This is a genomic window from Segatella oris (genome assembly GCF_900637655.1).
GTDB classification, from domain to species: Bacteria; Bacteroidota; Bacteroidia; order Bacteroidales; family Bacteroidaceae; genus Prevotella; species Prevotella oris.
Genome location: NZ_LR134384.1, coordinates 717,998 through 739,729 on the forward strand (window position 1 = coordinate 717,998; position 21,732 = coordinate 739,729).

General features: G+C 46.8%; 16 protein-coding genes and 2 tRNA genes. 5 read left to right on the forward strand and 13 right to left on the reverse strand.

From position 1 onward, the window contains the following. Window positions 1–93 precede the first annotated feature (93 nt). Window positions 94–1,320 carry a nucleoside recognition domain-containing protein gene (locus EL210_RS02940; protein WP_018920662.1) on the reverse strand — a complete coding sequence of 409 codons (1,227 nt, stop codon included), beginning with the start codon at window positions 1,318–1,320 and terminating at the stop codon, window positions 94–96. 784 nt (window positions 1,321–2,104) lie between these two features. Between EL210_RS02940 and EL210_RS02945 the strand changes: the two genes are divergently transcribed. The 4 genes from EL210_RS02945 to hemG are packed head-to-tail and all read left to right on the forward strand — an operon-like array spanning window position 2,105 to window position 8,206. Further along, the gene (locus EL210_RS02945) at window positions 2,105–4,195 is read left to right on the forward strand and encodes a TonB-dependent receptor (RefSeq protein ID WP_018920663.1); all 2,091 of its coding nucleotides are present in this window, start codon (window positions 2,105–2,107) and stop codon (window positions 4,193–4,195) included. 20 nt (window positions 4,196–4,215) lie between these two features. Beyond that, complete coding sequence (locus EL210_RS02950) at window positions 4,216–5,463, forward strand: MFS transporter (protein ID WP_018920664.1); 1,248 nt, start codon at window positions 4,216–4,218, stop codon at window positions 5,461–5,463. Then, window positions 5,435–6,799 (forward strand): oxygen-independent coproporphyrinogen III oxidase, encoded by a 1,365-nt coding sequence (gene hemN / locus EL210_RS02955; RefSeq protein ID WP_018920665.1) that lies wholly within the window; start codon window positions 5,435–5,437, stop codon window positions 6,797–6,799. Before EL210_RS02950 ends, hemN begins: the two co-directional genes overlap by 29 nt. Before the next feature lie 21 nt (window positions 6,800–6,820). Then, entirely contained in the window at window positions 6,821–8,206 is a 1,386-nt protein-coding gene (gene hemG / locus EL210_RS02960) for a protoporphyrinogen oxidase (protein ID WP_018920666.1), read from the forward strand. 399 nt (window positions 8,207–8,605) lie between these two features. Here the strand turns inward: hemG and EL210_RS02965 are convergent. The 12 genes from EL210_RS02965 to EL210_RS03020 form a co-directional block, all read right to left on the reverse strand. Then, window positions 8,606–8,676, reverse strand: a tRNA-Gln gene (locus tag EL210_RS02965). Window positions 8,677–8,753: 77 nt separating this feature from the next. Next, the gene (locus tag EL210_RS02970; protein WP_018920668.1) at window positions 8,754–9,449 is read right to left on the reverse strand and encodes a hypothetical protein; all 696 of its coding nucleotides are present in this window, start codon (window positions 9,447–9,449) and stop codon (window positions 8,754–8,756) included. A gap of 94 nt (window positions 9,450–9,543) precedes the next feature. After that, complete coding sequence (gene tyrS, locus EL210_RS02975) at window positions 9,544–10,845, reverse strand: tyrosine--tRNA ligase (RefSeq protein ID WP_026285972.1); 1,302 nt, start codon at window positions 10,843–10,845, stop codon at window positions 9,544–9,546. A gap of 90 nt (window positions 10,846–10,935) precedes the next feature. Next, complete coding sequence (gene yidD, locus EL210_RS02980; RefSeq protein WP_004372892.1) at window positions 10,936–11,187, reverse strand: membrane protein insertion efficiency factor YidD; 252 nt, start codon at window positions 11,185–11,187, stop codon at window positions 10,936–10,938. Then, window positions 11,184–11,588 carry a ribonuclease P protein component gene (rnpA, locus tag EL210_RS02985; RefSeq protein ID WP_025879669.1) on the reverse strand — a complete coding sequence of 135 codons (405 nt, stop codon included), beginning with the start codon at window positions 11,586–11,588 and terminating at the stop codon, window positions 11,184–11,186. The genes yidD and rnpA overlap by 4 nt, the downstream gene beginning before the upstream one ends. A 24-nt stretch (window positions 11,589–11,612) precedes the next feature. Continuing rightward, complete coding sequence (locus EL210_RS02990; RefSeq protein ID WP_018920672.1) at window positions 11,613–12,359, reverse strand: uroporphyrinogen-III synthase; 747 nt, start codon at window positions 12,357–12,359, stop codon at window positions 11,613–11,615. An 8-nt stretch (window positions 12,360–12,367) separates the two neighbouring features. Further along, on the reverse strand, window positions 12,368–13,387 hold the full coding sequence (locus tag EL210_RS02995) for a DUF4271 domain-containing protein (protein ID WP_018920673.1): 1,020 nt from the start codon (window positions 13,385–13,387) through the stop codon (window positions 12,368–12,370). Between the two features lie 56 nt (window positions 13,388–13,443). After that, entirely contained in the window at window positions 13,444–14,700 is a 1,257-nt protein-coding gene (gene metK, locus EL210_RS03000) for a methionine adenosyltransferase (protein WP_018920674.1), read from the reverse strand. Window positions 14,701–15,175: 475 nt separating this feature from the next. Continuing rightward, entirely contained in the window at window positions 15,176–15,964 is a 789-nt protein-coding gene (locus EL210_RS03005) for an ADP-ribosylglycohydrolase family protein (RefSeq protein ID WP_018920675.1), read from the reverse strand. A 54-nt stretch (window positions 15,965–16,018) separates the two neighbouring features. Next, a tRNA-Arg gene (locus EL210_RS03010) sits at window positions 16,019–16,090 on the reverse strand. Between the two features lie 220 nt (window positions 16,091–16,310). Further along, window positions 16,311–17,603 (reverse strand): L-cysteine desulfidase family protein, encoded by a 1,293-nt coding sequence (locus EL210_RS03015; RefSeq protein WP_018920676.1) that lies wholly within the window; start codon window positions 17,601–17,603, stop codon window positions 16,311–16,313. Window positions 17,604–17,614: 11 nt separating this feature from the next. Beyond that, window positions 17,615–19,735, reverse strand: coding sequence for a protein-disulfide reductase DsbD family protein (locus EL210_RS03020; RefSeq protein WP_018920677.1), 2,121 nt, complete (start codon window positions 19,733–19,735; stop codon window positions 17,615–17,617). A gap of 948 nt (window positions 19,736–20,683) precedes the next feature. Between EL210_RS03020 and EL210_RS03025 the strand changes: the two genes are divergently transcribed. Next, a complete protein-coding gene (locus EL210_RS03025; protein ID WP_018920679.1) occupies window positions 20,684–21,688 on the forward strand; it encodes a hypothetical protein in 1,005 nt (334 codons plus the stop codon). Window positions 21,689–21,732: the final 44 nt, after the last annotated feature.

Sequence of the window (21,732 nt, forward strand, 5' to 3'; positions counted from 1 at the left end):
ATTCTCTGCATGGTTTCATCAAATTTCCATGTATAGGTGAAAGCCCACCGCAAGTCTGTACTCCCCTCCCTTCGGGAGGGGTAAGGGGGTGGGTCAAAAGAACATATACGCCAATCCGATAGCAGCAATCACGCCGGCAAGGTCGGCAAGCAAGCCACAAGCAACGGCATGACGTGTGTATTTGATGTTCACACAGCCGAAATAAACGGCGAGGATGTAGAACGTAGTGTCTGTACTTCCTTGGAACATACAGCTCAAACGGCCGATGAAACTATCCGCTCCGTAGGTTTTCATGGCTTCCAACATCAGTCCACGAGCACCACTTCCACTCAGCGGTTTCATGAAAGCAGTGGGCAAAGCGCCTACGAAATCGGTGTTAAGTCCGCATTTCTCTACGCACCATGCAATGCCGTCAATCAGCATGTCCATAGCCCCGGAAGCACGGAAAACGCCAATTCCCACGAGAATGGCCACGAGATAAGGAATAATCTTGACCGCTGTTGAAAAGCCTTCCTTGGCCCCTTCGATGAAAGCATCATAGACATTGATTTTTTTGATGAAGCCCGCAACGATGAAACTCACGATGATTGAAAAGAGAATCATACTGCCACTGAGGTTGGCAACGGTATCCATTGTCTTCTGATCCAACTTTCCAAATCCCCAAATCACTATGCCCACAAAGGCTATCAAGCCTCCGATGAAGGTTAAAAGTGCAGGCTGAAGCAGGTTGATGCGCTGCCAAAGGGCCGTCAGAATGATGCCCACGAGCGTGGCAACAGTAGTGGCAAGGAGGATAGGAATAAACACATCGGTGGGCACTGCGGCTCCATTCGAGGCGCGATAAGCTAAGATTGTGGTCGGAATAATTGTCAATCCACTCGTGTTGAGCACGAGAAACATAATCATCGGATTAGTCGCAGTGTCTTTCTTCGGGTTAAGTTCCTGCATCTGTTGCATGGCTTTCAGTCCCGTCGGTGTGGCCGCATTGTCGAGTCCGAGCATGTTGGAAGCGATGTTCATGAATATACTTCCCATAACAGGATGGTTCTTGGGAATGTCGGGAAAGAGTTTTGTGAAGACCGGACTCAATGCTCTTGCCAGTACATTTACAATGCCGGCTTGCTCTCCAATCTTCATAATACCGAGCCAAAGTGACAGCACCCCCGTCAGTCCCAACGATATTTCGAAGGCATTTTTCGATGAGTAGAAAGTGGATTGCACTATCTTTTGAAAGACAGTCACATCTCCTAAACAGAGTGAAATCAAAGCAAAAAGGAAGGCAATCACGAAGAATGCCACCCAAATATAATTCAGAACCATACAGCATGCAAAGTTAAAGGAAATACATTATATATAAAAGTAAATCGCGAAAAAACATGATGTTTTACGTTGATATCGCTGTTTTAAAAATCTTGTTCCAAGGAAATTGCATTGTGTTTTCAACTGAGATTTCTTTGATTTATTGTCAACTTTCTTCCTCGTTTTTAACACATTTCGACTCCACCAAATAGAAATGAAAACGTATTTCCCATGCTTATGCGAAACCGTAAAATGGCTTTGACATCTTCGTCTCTATCATTTTATGCTGTAATCTGACGCTAATCACATTGCTATCTGCATCAGATGGCGCGATGAAATGAAGTAAGTTATGCACTCATTTGACGCAAATTGCAACGTTTTCTGACATGATTTCATTTCATTATTTGCCTTGATTTCCGTAATGTTTTGATTGTCAGTACATTGCAAACTTACAGAATACTGTGCATATTTTGAACGAGAATAAATCTGTTTTTGAATTCTTCAAGCATTTGAAAGCAATTGTAAAGATTAATTCTTTTTATTAACCTATTTCCCGCTATCCATGAGTTGTGCCCACCAAGTGGTGTACAATACGTACTCAAAGTCCAATAAATGCATAATATCAAGCCTGTGAAAAGGGGGTGAAAGACAAATACTCCTTACCGCAAATCATGGTGTTTCAAGTTCTTTGAAACGCAGATTTATAGTGTGCAGGTAAGTAACAATCCTCCTTGATCACCACTTTTACATTCCTTATAAATGATGATTGTGAGCGCAAGAGAAATGCCTTAACTTTGCAAACCGTATGAACAAAAACAGTGATATGAAGTCTTTTCTCCTATTATCTACAGCTTTTTTACCCCTATATGCAATGGCAGAAACTGCTGATTCGACGATTGCACAGCATCACACCTTGGAAGAAGTGGTGGTGAATGGGTTCAAACAAGACCACATCAGCAATGCCCCCATGTCGGTATCAGTGGCGGGAAGTACCTTTCTTCAGCGCAATGAGCTCAACGGCTTGCGCGACATGAGCAGTGTTTTTCCCAATCTTTTCATTGCTGACTATGGCGCACGGCAGAACACTCCGATATATATTCGCGGTATAGGTTCAAAGACCAATGCGCCTTCTGTGGGCTTGTATGTTGATGGAATGCCCTATTTTGAGCGTTCTGTTGTCGACTTGGACATTGCCGGAATCAGTGGCATTGAGGTGCTGCGTGGGCCACAAGGCACACTCTATGGACGCAATTCAACGGGCGGACTCATCAATATCTACACCTATTCGCCGTTGGATTATCAAAACACGATTGCCAAAATCAGTTACGGTTCGCGCAATGATGTGCGCTTGGGGCTGGCACATTATCAGAAAATCGCTCCCAGATTAGGACTTCATGTGGCAGGGAATTATCACCGTAACGACGGTTTCTTCCGCAACATCTATACGGGGAAGAAAGCCGACGACCTGCAAAGTGCCAATGCAAAAGTGGGATTAGCCTGGCAAGCTGCACCCCTCTGGACCATGCGTTTGAACGTACTTTTCGACCACTCTATGCAAGGTGGTTATCCTTATGGACAGTATCATGCCAACGACAACACGGTAGAGGCTGTGAACTATAACCGCTATAGCAGCTATCGCCGCAATGTTTTGTCGGCCGGAATGAACTGGCTTTACAAGGGAGAAGCCTTTCATTTCAATGCGCAGACATCGTTTCAACACAGCAAAGACAAGCAATATATCGATCAAGATTTCATGCCTCGTGATCTCTTTTTCACGATTACAGGCTTGAAACAGACCCTCGTGAGTCAGGAATTCACGCTGAGATCGGCGAATAATGACTGCCGTTATCACTGGATAACAGGGGCTTTCGGCTTCTTTCAAAAGCTCAACAATGCTGTCGAAACACAATTCATTACGCCCGATTATGCTACACCTAAGTTCTATGACAGCCCTACATGGGGCGGTGCTATCTATCATCAATCCACCTATGACCTGACAAAAACATTGCACGCAGCAGTGGGATTGCGTTATGATTATGAGCGAGTGGGCGAAAATTATGAAGCTAACAAATATACGTTGAGCGTGGGACAGAGTAGCAATGTGCAAACGGCTACGTTCAAAGATCATATGCATTTCAGCCAGATTACACCGAAATTCACGCTCAGCCAGCAATTCTCTGCCGACAAAATGGTCTATGCTTCTGTGTCAAGAGGCTACAAGGCAGGGGGCTACAACATTACTTCTATCACGCCCAACCTGCCTGCTTACGACCCGGAATATAACTGGAACTATGAAATAGGCGCAAAACTGACCTTGTTCAATGGTGCACTTCAAACCGAGATGAGTCTGTTCTACATTGATTGGAAGCATCAACAAGTCACCACGACTGTACCCGGTTTGGGCAACATCATCAACAATGCAGGCCACTCCAACAGTAAAGGTTTCGAACTTTCTGCCGTCTGTCGCCCTTTCAGAAATTTAGAGTTGCAGGCTAATTACGGTTACACCTATGCGCAATTCCTTCACTACAAGAAGAGCGCTACGGTTGACTTCTCCCGCAACATGCTGCCCATGGTGCCCCGACAGACCATGGCTTTCGTGGCCAACTATACCCTTTTCCACGTCATGGGATTAGACAAACTCTTGCTGAATGCCGCACTCACGGGAACGGGAAAGATTTACTGGACCGAGGATAACAAGTTGGTACAGCCCTTTTATGCACTGCTCAATATGAAGATTGCAGCCACAAAAGGACGTTTCACTTGGGAACTTTGGAGCAAAAACACCACCAACACGCGCTATATGAGCTATGCTTTTGCCTCTTCTGCCAAGTTTGCTCAGCGTGGAAAGCCTTTCATGTTAGGCACCTCTTTGGTGTTCAGACTTCACCCATAGTCCTTGAAACGATTAGCAAAATGAACCGAACATCCACGCGGAAGGTAGCCTATTTGTCTACCTTCTTCAGTTTATATATAGCCCAAGCTGTGCCGATGAGTTTCTTCACTACGGCGCTGCAGGTCATCATGCGTGAGCAAGCGGTGTCGCTTTCTGTTATCGGGTTGCTGCAAATCATAAAGCTTCCATGGATATTAAAGGTGTTTTGGGCACCGGCCGTAGACCGCCGTTGCAACACCATTCGCGACTATAAACGCACCATTATCGGTGTGGAAATCATCTACGCCCTATTGATTTTGCTGACAAGTGTATTCGATATGAGTACAATTCTGCCGTCATCTTTCCACCTCTTAATCGTCATTATCCTACTGGCTTTAATGGCTTCGGCAACGCAGGACATTGCTACTGATGCATTGGCCATACGCACTTCATCGCATCAGCAGCGCGGACTGCTCAACAGCATGCAGTCAATGGGCAGCTTCGGGGGTAGCCTTTTGGGGAGCGGAGTGCTGCTGATAGTGCTCCACGAGTATAGCTGGAACTGCGTGGCGCAATGTTTGAGTGTGTTTGTTCTCATTGCTCTTGTTCCGTTGTTACTGCATAAGAAGCTCGCGTTTCAACAGGAAAGCAAGGCCAGAGAGCGTGCTGCGTGGAAGGATTTCGGATTGTTTTTCCGTCAGAAAGGCATCTCCCGGCAGGTCATTTTCTTAGTACTCTACTACACAGGGATAATCGGTGTCATGTCAATGTTAAAGCCTTTCATGGTCGATTTGGGGTATTCTATGAAAGAGATAGGCTTTCTCTGTGGCATCATTGGTATTGGTTCGGCTTTCGTAATGGCTTATCCCGCGGGACTCTTCGTGCGGCGTTGGGGGTATAAACGCATGCGAGTGGTCTTCGCTTTCGTGATGTTTCTCGCGACACTATTCTTTGTTATGCTGTCTCTATCCCATCCAACGACATTGCTGTTAACGGCAGCAATCATCATGCTTTGGGGCAGTTACGGCATGGGAACGGTTGTTGTTTACACCTCATCCATGCACCATGTGCGTGCAGGGAGAGAGGGAACAGACTTCACTGTGCAAACCGTTATCACGCATCTCATGGGAATTCTCATCGCCGTTGTATGCGGATTTATCGCCAGCAGCATAGGTTATACGGGCATGTTTGCCACACAAAGCGCCATAGCCTTAGCCTCTTTCTTTTATACGATGCATATGAACGAACATCAAACAGACAATGAACGAAACGCTTTTCAAGAAATATAACGTCCCTGTTCCGCGCTATACGAGTTATCCAACGGCCAATGAATTCAGGCCTTTTGGTGCAGAACAGTATCTGAAAGCCGTTGAAAGCTCGAACAACGCCACAGCCGACAATATCTCATTCTATATTCATGTGCCCTTTTGCAGGCATCTTTGTCATTATTGCGGATGTAATTCCGTGGCCATGGCGAAGCCTGACCGCATCACAGAATATTTCGAAACACTCCACAAAGAGATTGACTTATTGCTGCTACATCTAAGGAAAGACCGCCGAATAAGCCAGATACATTATGGCGGAGGAAGTCCTTCGTCAATGCCGTTGCCACTGATCCGTGGCGTCAACGAACATCTGTTGTCGGCTTTTGAAACGATAGAAAACCCCGAAATTGCCATTGAATGTCACCCCGGCTACCTCAAGGCAGAAGACTGGCACTATCTGCTTGACAGTGGGTTCAACCGCTTTAGTCTCGGCATTCAGGATTTCAACGCCGATGTTCTGCACACCGTGAACCGACAACCCTCATTGCTTCCCGTTACAGAAATCATGGACATACTGCGCAAAGGCGGTGCAAAGGTGAACTTCGACTTTATCTATGGGCTGCCGAAACAATCGGTAAAGGAATTTGTTTCGACCATAGAAACGGCCATATCTCTGTGCCCCGACCGCTTGGTGACATTCAGTTATGCTCATCTTCCAAGCCTTTTCAAACGCCAGCAGATATTGGAAAAGACAGGACTTCCACTGCAAAACGAAAAGTTTGGAATGTTTGAAGAGGCTGCAAGAACGCTCCGGGCGGCAGGCTATGTGCCCATTGGCATGGATCATTTCGTATTGCCTGACGACGACTTGAGCGTGGCCCTGCAACATCACACCCTACACCGTAACTTCCAAGGCTATTGTCCTCGCCGCATCACTGCACAGGTCTATGCCTTCGGGGTGTCGGGAATCAGTCAGTTGGACGAGGCTTATGCGCAGAATACCAAAGACATTTCAACCTATATCACGCAGGTGAATGCAGGCCGTTTGCCCATTCAACGTGGCTATGCCTTAGCCCCTTGGCAGCGCATCACGCGCGAAGTCATTGAATGCATCATGTGTAACAACGGCATCAACTGGCATGACATGGCGCAACGTTTGTACTGCACCGTGACCGACATTTGGCAGGCCGTTCACTACAATGAGGCACAACTGCAGACGCTTCAAGCCGACGGTCTAATCATCTTTGATGCCGAAGAAGTACGCGTAACGCCTGAAGGCATGCCCTTTGTGCGCAATGTTGCAGCCGCTTTCGACCCTATGATGCGCAACAGTCACCTGCTGTTTTCAAAACCGGTATAACGCTATTATCCACATATTTCCATGCAGAACGAAACGAAAACAAGTATCGATGTCATCGTCATTGGTGCAGGATTAACAGGACTCACCACTGCCCACACACTCAGAAAGCGTGGGAAGAAAGTGCTCGTAATCGAGAAAGAACAACGCATCGGCGGTCAGATCCAGACCCACCGACAAGGAGATTTCACGTTTGAAAGCGGGCCCAACACAGGCGTTGTGAGCTGTCCTGAAGTGGCAGAGCTGTTTCAAGACCTCGCGAAGTGGGGTTGCACGCTCGAAGAGGCCCATGAAGAAGCCAAGCAAAGGTGGATTTGGAAGGGCACAAGTTTCCATGCCTTACCTGCTGATCCGATAGCAGCATTGCGCACACCGCTATTCACTTGGCACGATAAATTCGGCATCTTGCTTGAGCCTTTCCGTCCCAAGGGCACCGATCCCAACGAAGATGTGGCATCAATGGTGGTGAGAAGATTGGGCAAAAGCTATTTAGACTACGCCGTAGACCCATTTATTTCGGGCGTATATGCAGGCAATCCACATGTGCTCATCACGCGTTTTGCACTGCCAAAGCTGTATAACTTGGAACAAAACTACGGCAGTTTCATTCGCGGAGCCATAGTCAAACGCAAGGAAAAGAAGTCAGATCGCGAGCGGTTAGCCACAAAGAAGGTCTTTTCTGCAGTGGGAGGGATCGGTCATCTGACGGATGCTTTGGCGCAATCCGTAGGACTTTCCAACATCATCTTGGGGGCAAACGAGGTTGTTGTCATGCCGATTGGCGGTCAATGGCAGGTGAAATATACCACGGAAACGGGCGAAAAGGTGAGTCTGCAAAGCCGAAATGTCATTACAACCGTGGGAGCCTACGCGCTGAAAGCCATGCTGCCATTTGTGAAAGCCGGCGATATGGCACCGATTTCAGCCTTGCGTTACGCTCCGATAGTACAAGTAAGCGTGGGACTTTCCAATGCACACGGCATTGAACATAAAGCCTTTGGCGGACTCATTCCCACGTGCGAACAGCAACAACTCTTGGGCATTCTCTTCCCTTCGGCCTGCTTTTCACAGCGTTGTCCTGCAGAGGGTGCACTGTTTTCATTCTTCCTTGGAGGCATGAAACATGCCGAAATGCTTGGAAAAACCAACGAGGAACTGCGCGAACTCGTAACGAAAGCACTGTCCAAGATGCTTGGATTTCCACAAGATGTGGAGCCCGATATGGTTCAAATCTTTCGTCATGAGCACGCCATTCCACAGTATGAGCTGTCGAGTGGCGCCCGTTTTGCAGCCGTCAAACGCATAGAACAGACCCATCCTGGCCTTATCCTCGGTGGTAATCTGCGTGATGGCATCGGCATGGCCGACCGCATTCGTCAGGCCGTTGCTATGGGCCTGCAAATCAACTGATTAGAGAAAGCCCTGCAACTTGATGCATTTCACGCTGTAACTTGACTCACTTTGCGGCCTCATTTGAGTCACTTCACAGCATGATTTGACGCAGATTGCACCGCTTTCTGACGTCACCCTGTTCCAAGACTTGGCTTGAATATCATAACCGTTTGATTGCCAGGAAATTGAGAATGCCCCAAAACGGCATTTTCACACCACGAAAGAGAAAAGAAAAACAGGCAGAAACGAGAGAAACGTTTCAAGACTTTGCTGCTTTATGAGCATGGTAATAAAACAGAGTTTACACCAATTCAGAATAAGAACAAGAATGCAAAAGGGGAACCGTTATAAAGAGAACGTTACACCAGAAGACAGGATGGATGTCGCGTAACTTATTAGTAACCAATGTTACTTTTGTTGTCCCAGGCGGATTCGAACCACCACTGACAGAACCAAAAACTGTAGTGCTACCATTACACCATAGGACAATCTGGGCGCAAAGGTAGCGTTTTTTTCGCCCACTACCAAATTTTTACTTGTTTTTTTGTTGTTCCTTACATATTGTTTACTGCTGCTTAAGTTGCTTTTGAAGCTCTATTACACGCGTGATATCAAAGGAAATGGCAGCTCGGTTGTAGCGGTCGCTGTTGCAAGGCAGGTTGAAATCAAGACGATGTCCTGTTTTTTCAGGCCTCTTTATGCCTTTCAGTCGCAACTGATAGTGCATGAAAAAGCGCGTATCATCCTCGGAAGTAACGACAAAAGGATGGCTTATGCTGCCGTCACCAGTTGAAGATATGGCATCGAGAATACACTTTGCTATGCGCCGATAGTATGCTTCTGCGTCAAAATTAATGGGAGTATTGATGCTATCTCCTACCATATTACACGCTTCCCTGCCCATGAAAACGATAGCAGGGAGGCTGATAGGATTGATAGCGAGCACCTGCCGGGCGCTTGCTATAGCTTTATCGCTGTTGCCTTTAATAAGGGCTTTGAACATTTCTTGAAGGATTTTTTCTTCCTTTCCTTGGCTGATATAGCTTTGTCCGATATAGGCCAGCAGGCTTTCCTCCGTGGTTAACGGAGACTTAGGTGCCTTACTTGTCAGTGTCTTCACAAGGTTTCGGATGCTGTCAGGACGTGATGCGCACAGGTCTTTGACGCGCTTCCAATCGGACGTATCAAAGCTTTTGTGTTCCTGGGCAGTACCGATAAGCGTACAGAAGAGAAGTAGAAAGGGGATCAGATATTTCTTCATGTGACATCATTTGGGATCGATGAAGCAAATATACAAAAAAGTCTGCAAGACAAAGCGTCTTGCAGACTTTTTCTATTGAAATGTAGATGAATTCTTACTTGACGGTGATGAGATAATAATTCTTCTTTCCACGCTGTACAAGGAGATATTTTCCATCGATAAGGTCATCGGTTGTGACAAGCTGATCAAAGGTAGAGAGTTTCTCCTTATTCAAGCTGACACCACCTCCTTTGACGAGTTTTCTCATCTCACTCTTGCTGGGGAAGATGTCCATTTCCTCTTGATTGAATACGTCTACAGCCGGAGAACCGAGCAATGAGCGGTCAACTGTGTAGTGAGGCACGTCTTTGAAGACATCATTCAGCGTGGCTTCATCAAGTTGTGCAAGGCTATCCTTGGTGGCTTTCCCAAAGAGTATGTTGCTGGCGGCAATGGCCATGTCGAGGTCTTCCTTGGAATGTACCATGGTGGTGACCTCTTCTGCGAGTCTCTTCTGCAAGATACGGCGCCCGGGATCCTGCTGATGATCGGCTATAAGAGCATCAATAGCCTCCTTGTCGAGGTCAGTAAAGATTTTGATATAGCGCTCGGCATCACTGTCGCTGACGTTCAACCAGAACTGATAGAAGGCATATGGCGTGGTACGATTACGGTCGAGCCACACATTCCCGCTCTCTGTTTTACCGAATTTCCGCCCATCTGCTTTCGTAATCAATGGGCAGGTGAGGCAGAACGCTTCGGCTTCATTGCCCAAAGTGCGACGGATAAGTTCTGTGCCTGTGGTCATATTCCCCCACTGGTCGTTGCCACCGAGCTGCAGGCGAACGCCATGATGCTGATAGAGATAAAGGAAATCGTAGCCCTGAAGCAGCTGATAGGTGAACTCTGTGAATGAAAGTCCGTCGCGAGCCTCACCATTCAAGCGCTTCTGTACACTGTCTTTGGCCATCATGTAGTTGACAGTAATGTGCTTTCCCACCTCTCTTGCGAAATCAAGAAAAGTGAAATCCTTCATCCAGTCATAGTTGTTGACGAGCTCGGCCTTGTTAGGTTCGTTGCCATCGAAGTCGAGAAACTTCGCCACTTGCTTCTTGATAGCTTCTTGGTTGTGGTAGAGAGTCTTGGTGTCAAGCAGGTTTCGCTCCTGGCTCTTACCCGAAGGGTCGCCAATCATGCCTGTTGCTCCGCCCACAAGCAGATAGGGTTTGTGGCCGCAACGCTGCAAATGGCGCAGCATCATGATGCCACAGAGGTGACCGATATGGAGAGAATCGGCCGTGGGGTCAGTTCCCAAGTAGGCTGATACCATGTTACTCTGCAGATACTCTTCCGTTCCCGGCATAATCTGAGCGAGCATACCACGCCATTTCAATTCTTCAACAAAATTCTTTGCCATGTCTTCTTGTATTATAAAAAGCAGGTACATGCAGCTTCTGCTGCCCTGCAGTGTTTGTAAATATGTTGTAGGGGAGCCTCTGAAAGGCGTTCAGGGAACGGGGTCATATCCGCTACCTCCCCATGGGTTACATCTGAGAATGCGCCATACCGCCAGTGCGAGTCCTTTCAGTGGGCCATGTTTCATGAGAGCTTGTCGGGCATATTCGGAGCACGTAGGCGTGAAACGGCATGATGGTGGCGTGAAAGGTGAAATCACATGCTGATAGAAAAGAATGGGTAAGAGCAAAGCCCACACGAGGATACGTGATATCCCATGTATTATCGTTTTCAGCACATTCATAGCTTTTCACTGATGCGTTGAAGCAGGTTCTTCACTTTCTGCATGACCACCTCGGTAGGATAGAGCTTGTCATCAAGCCAGATAAAGGCCAACACCATACTGTGACGGTCGGCTATTTTGTCGGCTAAAATCTGGCGTTGCAGGCGATAGGCCTCGCGCACTTGGCGCTTCACGCGGTTGCGCTTGACAGCCCGTTTGAAGCATTTCTTGGGCACACTGACAAGCAATTGCGTGCGAGGCAGCTGCTGACTTTCGTCTTCTGCCTCCATCGGCATATAGACCACTCGCAGTGGAAAGGCCGACATCGAATGGCTGTGTCCGCCATTAAAGAGTCTGTCGATAAGCTTCTTGCTACAGACGCGCTCCTGCTTTGGAAGTCTTTCCGAATGGATCTCAGCCATATGATGCTGCTTCCTTGTCGTTGTTTATTTGTTTTTTTCGAGATAATCTTTCAGTGCAGCCGTCATGGAAGGATGTTCCTGGCTCGGTGCCATGAGGTCAATGCGCATGCCTTGTGCCTCTACTTCCTTGGCTGTTGCCGGACCGAAAGCGGCAATCTTAATGTCACCTTGCTTGAAATCGGGGAAGTTCTTTTTGAGTGCCTTGACACCTGTGGGACTGAAAAAGACCAGCATATCATAGTCGAAACTCTTCTTTTCGTCTTCGCTGAAGTCATTGCTGACAGTGCGATACATCACACATTCGCTATGCTTGAGTCCCTTGCTGTCAAGCATACTCTTGATATCGTCATTGTGAACGCTGCTCAGCGGCACAAGAAACTTTTCGCCCTTATGCTTCAACATCTGTGGCAACAAGCCGTCAATCTTTCCTGTTGTGCCGAAGAACACCTTGCGCTTACGGTACTGCACATACTTCTGTATGTAGAGGGCAATGGTCTCAATGAGACAGAAATACTTCATGTCCTCCGGTATCGTGACACGCAATTCTTTCGCAAGCGTAAAGAAGTTGTCGATGGCATGACGTGAAGTGAACACCACTGCAGTATGGTCAAGCAGACTGACTTTCTGCTGCCTGAATTCCTTTGAGGAGATACCCTCAACCTTAAAGAATGGCCGAAACACCATTTCAATGCCGTGCTCCTTGGCAAGATCGTAGTAAGGCGACTTGTCACTGGCCGGTCGTGGTTGAGAAATTAAAATCTTCTTTATCATTTATTGTCTTAAAAATTGATTTTCAAATATCCATTGATCATCGCCAATGTGCCCCATAATGCAATCAACGGCGTTATTTCAAGCGCACAAAAGTACAAAATATTCTGCAGAAAACTGCCATTTTGTCTGAAAAAGATAAGATTGGTCTTGTAGAACGAAAGGATTTTAAGCAAAACGATGATGATAATGGAATAAATCATAGCATGCTGCAGTTCAAGACCGAAGTAAGCTACAAGCATCACGGCGGGGAAAATCAACAATCCTTCTATTGATATGATAAAGAGGTAAGACTTCAGCCATTGTTCGTTTTTTTTCGAGTCGAAAAACGTCAGGTCTATAATTGTATAGGCCAGAATTTTCAGTAGGAAATAGACCAGAATTCCACCTGCAAACCATCCGATCACCTTGTACTGCTCGATGATAAACGTATCACTGATGGCGGCACGCGTATAGAAAAAGAACAGCAAAGAGAGTTGCAGACAAGTCTGCAGCATGAGGAAGAACTGGAAACGAAGCTCGTTCGAAGTCTCTGAAATAACTGTAGTTTCACCATGCTGTACATAGAAAAAGTTCTTTGCCTGACGTTGAATGAAACGCTTCGACTTGGTGTAGGCCACCATAACAAGAATGAAACAAGCAAGCAGAATACCCGTGATGACATTGTCGGAAGCCACAGAATAAGGCACAGGATCACCGGCCACGCCCATTCGTCCACCAGGTTGTTCAGGGTGGAAGAGTGGAGATTTCGAGAAAAACGACTCTTTGTAATAGCGTGGAAGACTCACATCGCGCCAGCTTCTACCAACAGGATGACCCGGCAGATGAAGTGTATCAGGACGTTCACTCCATGTAATCTTGCTGGGTTTGATATGTGCTTGAACGGCAGAATCCTGCTGTTCGGGCGTAGCATTCTTGGGTAACCAACCGATGACTTCAGCCGGAGTGGGCTGCTTGTGCACGCGAGCGGCTGCACCTTGCAGGTCTTGTTGTATCTCTACACTTGCGATAGAATCCTCTTGTTGTCTCATTTTGATGCTATGAAAAAAGGGCGGAAAGCCACGCTATCCGTCCTTCTTATATGCTGTTAAAGATTGAATGCGCGTTTGATTTCATCCACACGGTCGAGTTTCTCCCATGTGAACAGCTCCACATCGATAGTCTTCTGCTCATGATAGCGACTGGTGAACGTCTTCCTGACCACCTCATTCTTACGTCCCATATGACCGTAGGCAGCTGTTTCAAGATACATGGGCTGGCGCAGTTTCAGAGTGCGTTCAATGGCATGTGGACGCAAATCAAACATCTCCTGTACCTTCTTTGCAATCTCACTGTCGCTCATCTTGACATTACTGCGCCCATAAGTGTCGACATAAACGCTGACAGGTTGGGCCACACCAATGGCATAAGCAAGCTGTACAAGCATTTCATCGGCCACGCCTGCAGCTACCATGTTCTTGGCAATATAACGTGCTGCATAGGCTGCCGAACGGTCGACTTTCGATGGATCCTTACCCGAGAAAGCACCTCCTCCATGTGCTCCCTTGCCACCATATGTGTCGACAATAATCTTGCGTCCCGTCAACCCCGTGTCTCCGTGAGGCCCACCGATGACAAACTTACCCGTAGGATTGACGAAATATTTAATGTTGTCATTGAACAACGCCAGCACTTTCTCGCCCAACTGTGCCTTTACGCGTGGCACGAGAATATTGATAACGTCTTCACGTATCTTGGTCAACATCGCCTCATCATCGTCCATGAACGGGTCGTGCTGCGTGCTCACGACAATCGTGTCGATGCGTTGTGGAATGCCGGCATCGCTGTATTCTATCGTCACCTGACTCTTGGAGTCGGGGCGCAGATAGGTCATTTGCTTCCCTTCACGGCGGATATCGGCCAACGTACTCATCAGCAAATGCGACAGATAGAGTGAAACCGGCATGTAGTTCTCCGTTTCATTCGTTGCATAACCAAACATCATACCCTGGTCACCAGCACCCTGTTCGTCTTCATTCTCACGGCTCACACCGCGGTTAATGTCATCACTCTGCTCGTGAATAGCCGTAAGAATGCCGCAAGAATTACCATCAAACTGATATTCGGCCTTAGTATAGCCAATCTTCTTGATAGTGTTTCGTGCAATGTTTTGCAGGTCAATGTACTCTTTTGACCGCACTTCACCCATGATAACCACCTGTCCTGTGGTGCAGAATGTCTCTATGGCACAGTGAGATTGCTCGTCATAGGCGAGAAACTGGTCAAGTAAAGCGTCTGAAATCTGGTCGGAAACCTTGTCAGGATGTCCTTCTGACACCGACTCTGAAGAAAATAGATAACTCATTTTTCCATTACTTTTTTAGCGTGGAATAACACCAAGTAACCGTAAAATCTGAGGGGGATTTTGCAGTTTTAGCATTTTTTTATGTGGTTGCAAGCAGCCAAATTCTTCCACAAATGTTACACTTAATATATTAATCGGATGCAAAGTTACGCATAAATCCCGATATAACAAAATTATAGAGAGAGAAAAAGAACGAGATGAATGCAGGGAGGAAGAACTCCACCCCATGGAAAAGAAAAACTGCTTTCTGTCTACATGCGAAACCGTTTGCGAGCTTCAATATTCCTGCTCTTGTTTCCACGAGTTGCAATCTCAGTCACTTTACCGTGCAATTTGACTTGAATCACCTCGCAATTTGACGCAGATTGCACGATAATCTGATACAAGTTACGAAGCCCTTCAACACAACCTATTCCATAGCCTACTTTACGTTGTAAAACACGTCACATGAGAAAATCCTCTGCAAAGATTGAAATCAGAGTTCACTCTGTATCTTGTCGTGGAACTGCGTGATGATATCAAGCATGTCGTCAGGCAGATACGAATAGGCTTTTTCAATCATTTCTTCGGGAATTTCATAGTAGGCTTCGGCAATGGAACCACATATAGCAGCCTTCGTATCAGTGTCTCCACCGGCAGCAACTGCCTTGCGGATGGCGTCTTCAAAGTTCTGACTTTCAAGGAAACAACTGATGGCATAGGGTACGGTTTCATTGCATAGTCCGTCGAAATGCCCCTCACTGCCAATCTTATAGATATTGCGAAGCGGAGTCATGTGATAGCCGAAGTTGCGCCTGACCGCACTCTCTATTTCGTCTTTTGTGATACGACACGTGCGAAGCCAGTAGATGAGCGTGGCCACACACTGTGCACCATTGATACCGTCTGGGTGGTTATGCGTCACGACTGCACTCTCTTTTGCCTCGTTCAACACCTCTTTATATTCGTCAAAAAGCCAGCCGACAGGACTCACGCGCATGGCCGAACCATTGCCACTGCTGCCATATGGCTGCGGATTGTCACTCTCAACCCACAGTTCAAACTTGTCTCCATAGCCTCCCATTGGCGTCGGATAGCGTCGGCACCAGTCATGAAGCGCTGTGCCGTAAGGCTTGTGATGGAGTATCGCATCAGCAATAGCCACGGTGCAAATCGTGTCATCCGTGAAGTCACAATCAGGCGTAAAAAGTTCAAACTCGGGTTTTGTTTGCTTTGAAAACTCAAAGCGTGAGCCGATAATATCTCCTATAATTGCTCCAAGCATGGTGTTAAGGTTAGTCAGAAATAAAGAATGTTACAGGGTCATGGCCCTTTTTCGTGGTCTCACCGAGAATCGAACTCGGATCTAATCTTTAGGAGAGACTTGTTCTATCCATTGAACTATGAGACCCCACTTCATGCGATATCTTATGCAAAGATGTTGCCAACGAGTGCAGAGAAAGCTTGCTTTCAATTTGCCGAGTGCAGCTATATCTTATGCAAAGGTACAATAATTTGAAGAAAGAACACCATTTTCAAAGTATTAATTTGAAGATTTCCACTAAAGTTCAAAATGCCAGTTTGAACATGACACAGAGAGCAATGCACCGTAAAGTCTTATCTCCTCTATTTCAACAGCCCCGCTTATTCGTCATAATCCGAAGCACCATATCGTCTGTTGCGCACATGGCTTCCTTGCCAATGCTTGTTAAATTTCGGATGCTTTGGTCCACACATTCATCAATAATGCCTTCAGCAGCGGTGACATGTCGGCCTTCTCGTGCCAACAACGCACTCAAAAGGGCTGTGCTGACGCCCGAACATATCTTCAAAGAACAGCTGGGTTTGGCACCGTCGCATATCATTCCGGTGAGGTTGGCAATCATGTTTTTCACCGCATGACACACGTCTTGGAAGTTCCCTCCCATGAGGTAAGTTATTCCGCAGCTGCTTCCTATGCTCGCAACTACGCAGCCACAGAGTGCACTTAGCTTGCCGAGGCTCTGCTTGATATAGATAGCGGTAAGGTGACTCAACATCAAGGCACGGATTAATTCCTCTTCCGTGTTCTCGTTTTCTTCGGCATAAACAGCCACAGGATTAGTGGCACAGATGCCTTGATTGCCCGACCCCGAGTTGCTCATCACGGGAATCATCGCGCCCCCCATACGTGCATCGCAGGCCGAAGCCGTAGTAGCGATGATATGAGAAAAGATGCTGTTACCGAAAATTCCGTGGCTTAGAGGACGGTCCATGGTCTTTCCAAGACAGTGACCATAGTTTCCTTTGATGCTTTCACGGGCTGCACGGAGATTGTATTCCTTGGTTTTGAGAATGAATTTCATTTCTTCAACCGGACTTGTTGTGGCGAATTCCCACACAAGCTTCATGTTGAGTTGAATGTCATTTTCAGCTGCTTCTTTACTGCATGCCTGCCGTTTGTCGAACAAAATCCTGTCGTCTTGTGCCTCATAGACAAAGTGGGTGTGCGCTCCCGAGATAATGGCTGTGGCCTGATGTCCCTCGCTTTTGCAAGTCACTTCCACGTAGAGTTTCTCGCAGATGTCGCTCTTCAGCTGAATACAGATGCGGTCTTCGGCCACAAACTGCTTGCCGGCTTCGAGCCATTCGGGGGTAAGATCCTTGATAACTTCAAGCTGATATTCGCTCTTGCCTATCAAACTGCCAAGTGCAACGGCGATAGGAAGACCTATCATTCCTGTGCCGGGAATACCTACTCCCATAGCATTTTTCAGGATATTTGCACTGAGCAGCACTTTGATTTCCTCGGGCTTACACCCCAACAGTTCCGTAGCGCGGGCCGTACAGAGGGCTACTGCCATCGGTTCCGTACAGCCCACAGCCGGTACGACCTCGCGGTTGACGAGGTCAATAATCTCGTTTCGCACTTCTTTGTCAAGCATTTCAATAAGGTTTATTTCTTCTTTTGATAAGCTTTAAGACCTTTCTGCAGGAATTTTATATAGGCAGGAATGTCTTCATTATATGAATAACTGCCCACAAGAGGATTGCCGTCATTGTCTACCGGCACATAGAACGGCTGCGTATTGGCGCCGAACTTGCTGCGTTGCAGATAACTCCATTTGTCGGCAACCGTGCGGAGTGTGCGCTTCTGTCCATTCTCCATGATTTCTATTTCCTGTGGAAGCCACTTGTTGTCATCCACATACAATGAGATGAGCACATAGTCTTTCTCCAACATTTCCATGACACGCGGGTCGGTCCAAACGGCAGATTCCATCTTACGGCAGTTCGTACAGCCATATCCGGTGAAGTCAATCAGCACGGGTTTATTCATGGCTTTCGCTGCCGCCATACCTGTTTCATAGTCTGTGTAGTGTGCCTTTACCACCTTAGTATTAAGGTTGAAGTCCTGCGTTTCTATCGGAGGAGCGAATGCACTCACAGCTTTTACGGGCGCACCCCACAGCCCCGGCACCATGTAAACCGAGAAAGCAAGCGAGCAAAGACCCAACATGATGCAGGGCACAGGCATTGGTTTCCGGACATCTCCACCCACTGTATCGCTCTGGAACTTAAGTTTTCCGATGAGATAGAGGCCTAATGCTGCAAAGATTACAATCCATATGGCCAAGAAAGCCTCACGACTGAGCAGGTTCCAATGCGATGTCATGTCGGCAGTACTGAAGAACTTGAGCGAGAAGGCCAGTTCAATGAAACCGAGAACAATCTTAATCGTGTTCATCCATGAGCCTGACTTCGGGGCGCTCTTCAGCCAACTTGGGAACATGGCAAACAGCGTAAACGGCAAAGCCAAAGCCACGGCAAAGCCTAACATGCCGAAAGCCGGGCCGAGAAGTGAGCCGGATGTTGTGGAGGCCACAAGCAGGAAGCCAATAATCGGGCCTGTACATGAGAAGCTTACCAACGTCAGTGTGAAGGCCATGAGGAAGATAGAGAGCAGTCCGGTGGTGGAAGAAGCCTTGGTGTCAACGGCATTTCCCCATTTCTCGGGCAGCTTTATCTCAAACCATCCGAAGAAACTGAGGGCGAAAACCACTAACATCAAGAAGAAGATGATATTGAAGAAAGGCTTCGTAGACCATGCATTCAAAGCCGAAGCACCAAAGATACGCGTCACGGCCAAACCCAAGATGAGATAGATGACGATGATAGAAATGCCGTAGGTGATGGCATCACGGATGCCTTTTCGCCTGTCGTCTTTAGCCCGTTTGAGGAAGAAACTCACGGTCATCGGTATGATTGGCCACACACAAGGGGTGAACAAAGCGAGCAATCCGCCAAGGAAACCCATGAGAAAGATGTAGCCCCAGCTCTGATTTTCAACGCCGTCGCCTCCGTTCTGCTCATGAATTTCTTTGATAACAGGCTTCCACAACGCGTCTTTTTCAGCCTTGGTGAGCGACGAAGTAGCTGCAGCACTCGCGAGGGCAGCACTGTCTTGCTGTGCCTTGCCCATGTTGTCGGCCTGCAATCTCGCCAAACCTTCCTGCGCATCCTGGTTTCCCTGTGTGGCAGCCGTCGTCATAGCAGCCAACAGTTCGCCGGAAGGAACATCCTTTCCTGCCTCGGCTTTTGCGTCTTTTCCTGCTGTCACAGCCGGGCTCTTGCCCGATTTGTCGATATCAACACTCGTCGGAGCCATGCATGTCTGGTCGCTGCAAGCACCATATTCCAAGTAACCTTTCAACACATAGTTGGGCTTGGTGAACCTCACTTTCTGCGTGAATGTCACGCTATGTTCAAAATAACGCAGTGTCGCTTCAAAGTTCTTGTCGTAGGCAGAGATTTCCTTTCCGTGGGCCTGGAGCTTTCCAACGAGTTCAACACCGTCCAACTTGGAGGCCGTGAACGATGCCGATGTAGGCCCTTCTGCACCTAACCGCGTTGAATAGACATGCCATCCCGCGGCAATCTTTGCTGTGAAAACAATCTCGGCTTCGGCCGACTTATTGGTCTTCAGCTGTGATGAAAACTTCACAGGAGACTGAATCTGTGCACTTGCTATAATGACTATCATCAGCAAGATGGCCATTGATGTAATTCTTTTCATAGTTTTATTCTGTTTTGCTTGAGTTTGCAAATATAGCAAAATCTGCTCAAATACGGCTCAAATAAGCCTTTTTTAAGAAAATAGAAGACTGTATATCTTTCCTTTTAAAAAATTAAAATATCGTGTCACCGAGCATGCTTCGCAATACTTTTCCGTACATATCATTTTCTCTTATGCCCTATCTTCCAAGGCATGATTGCTGGAAACGAAAGATGTGTTAACATCTGTCATGTATATTTACAATTGTTCTTCAATGCTTTGTAAATTCAAAATGGAAGTCGTTCTCACCCAAAATAAACGCTGTTTTCTAACAGATTGCAATGCGTTGACAATCAGGTGGTTATAAAAATCAACGTGAAATATGAGATAAAATCATGTCGAAAAACGTTGCAATTTGCGTCAAATCAGCACATAACTTGTTTCATTTTACGATGCCATCTGATGCAAATAGCAATGTGATCAGCGTCAGATTACAGTGCAAGATGATAGAAGTAAGGGCACCGAAGCCATAAAATGGCTTCACACAAGCATGAAAAGCACGTTTTCATTTCTATTTGGTCGTAGAGAAAAGTGTTAAAAATGAGAAAGAAAATAAACAAAAAAGAAGCCTCACCCCCAGCCTCAAACAAAAGAAAAGAGAATAGGGAAAAGCCTCACCCCCAGCCCTTTGCTTTCCTCGTTGAGTTCACTCAACGAACAGCGACCGTTGGTTCTCCAAGGAGAGGAGAGTGATATGTCCTCCAATTATAATGCATAAGCCCCCTATTGCCAAGGCATTTTACTCCCCTCCCTCTTCGGGGAGGGGTTGGGGGAGAGGCTTCGTTTTCCTCGTTCTTCCTTGGGGAGGGGCCGCGGGAGAGACCTCTTTTCTCTCTCATCTGCTTGCAGAATAGAGAAATGATGCCTATATTTGCAGACATAAACACCATAATCTATTAACTAAACACAATGAGAAAGAGAGTTATTTTGCTCTTCGTAAGCTTCTTTTCCCTGCTGAATGCCCTTGGAGAAAACCGCATCTTAGGAACGATGTCGACAGAGGCAATGCAGCAACAACAGCACCCAATGACTGCAAAGCAATGGGAAAGCTTGCATGCCGCCTATGCTGCCAAGACCTATCAACCTAAGGATAGTTGGGAATATATTACGGATTTTGACCCCAAAATGGAATGGGAAGAAACGACACAGAAGGTATTTCAGAATATGAAAATACAGCTTTCGGGCGACACCCTGCTCTCTCTTAACGGACAAAAGATAAGCGTAAGGAGCGCGAAACGCAGTCTGCAGACGAAGCAAGAGCAGTCGCCTTGCTTCTCTTCCCTTTATAATTATTTCGCCAATCGGGGCATTCACTTCTCCAAGAACGTACCTGTCCTGCAGATTAAATCGTCAAAGCGCGATATTTATAGCGAGCATTTGGAATATATCTACACAGGTGACTATCTTGTGCTTTACCACAAGGGAATGGCTGCTATCTATAAATATATTCGACGGAAAGACCAAGGAAAGCCTCAGGCTACAGCCAAACTCATCTATACCATGGGCGATATGTATATGGATTTCAAGAAGGAAGGGAGCAGTGAACGTGCCAAAAAGTATAACATCCGACCTTATAAAGAAGTGCTGAAAATGGCTAACCAGTACGGAAATCAAATAACTATCAGCAATGAGAACTTCTTCTTGGAAAGACTATACTATGTGAACGGCTTCCCTATCTTTGCCTGCTATAACTACAATGAGGACGATGAGTTTCTGATATATGTCTATAGAAATGGGAAAATTGATGAGGACAATAATCTCCAGATAGATGCTTTCAGCTCTTATAACGATGCAACAGAGGACTTCGCCATGTTCTCTGACGGCACTGTTTATGTCAAGATCAAGGAGGGAAAGAATACGGAAATCGAAGTTTATCGGATTAACAAGCAAGGCGACTTGTATAGGTTGAAATAGAGATCAGGCTTTCGAAAAGCGACAATAGGCCTAAGAGTGGCTTA

Excerpts from the sequence above, each read along its gene's own strand:
- EL210_RS02990 (WP_018920672.1), bottom strand. The coding sequence starts at position 12,359 with ATGATAAAGAAGATTTTAATTTCTCAACCACGACCGGCCAGTGACAAG.
- EL210_RS03020 (WP_018920677.1), bottom strand. The coding sequence starts at position 19,735 with ATGAAAAGAATTACATCAATGGCCATCTTGCTGATGATAGTCATTATA.
- hemG (WP_018920666.1), top strand. The coding sequence starts at position 6,821 with ATGCAGAACGAAACGAAAACAAGTATCGATGTCATCGTCATTGGTGCA.
- metK (WP_018920674.1), bottom strand. The coding sequence starts at position 14,700 with ATGAGTTATCTATTTTCTTCAGAGTCGGTGTCAGAAGGACATCCTGAC.
- hemN (WP_018920665.1), top strand. The coding sequence starts at position 5,435 with ATGAACGAAACGCTTTTCAAGAAATATAACGTCCCTGTTCCGCGCTAT.
- EL210_RS03015 (WP_018920676.1), bottom strand. The coding sequence starts at position 17,603 with ATGCTTGACAAAGAAGTGCGAAACGAGATTATTGACCTCGTCAACCGC.
- EL210_RS03005 (WP_018920675.1), bottom strand. The coding sequence starts at position 15,964 with ATGCTTGGAGCAATTATAGGAGATATTATCGGCTCACGCTTTGAGTTT.
- EL210_RS02940 (WP_018920662.1), bottom strand. The coding sequence starts at position 1,320 with ATGGTTCTGAATTATATTTGGGTGGCATTCTTCGTGATTGCCTTCCTT.
- EL210_RS02950 (WP_018920664.1), top strand. The coding sequence starts at position 4,216 with ATGAACCGAACATCCACGCGGAAGGTAGCCTATTTGTCTACCTTCTTC.
- yidD (WP_004372892.1), bottom strand. The coding sequence starts at position 11,187 with ATGAATGTGCTGAAAACGATAATACATGGGATATCACGTATCCTCGTG.
- EL210_RS03025 (WP_018920679.1), top strand. The coding sequence starts at position 20,684 with ATGAGAAAGAGAGTTATTTTGCTCTTCGTAAGCTTCTTTTCCCTGCTG.
- tyrS (WP_026285972.1), bottom strand. The coding sequence starts at position 10,845 with ATGGCAAAGAATTTTGTTGAAGAATTGAAATGGCGTGGTATGCTCGCT.
- EL210_RS02970 (WP_018920668.1), bottom strand. The coding sequence starts at position 9,449 with ATGAAGAAATATCTGATCCCCTTTCTACTTCTCTTCTGTACGCTTATC.
- rnpA (WP_025879669.1), bottom strand. The coding sequence starts at position 11,588 with ATGGCTGAGATCCATTCGGAAAGACTTCCAAAGCAGGAGCGCGTCTGT.
- EL210_RS02995 (WP_018920673.1), bottom strand. The coding sequence starts at position 13,387 with ATGAGACAACAAGAGGATTCTATCGCAAGTGTAGAGATACAACAAGAC.
- EL210_RS02945 (WP_018920663.1), top strand. The coding sequence starts at position 2,105 with ATGAACAAAAACAGTGATATGAAGTCTTTTCTCCTATTATCTACAGCT.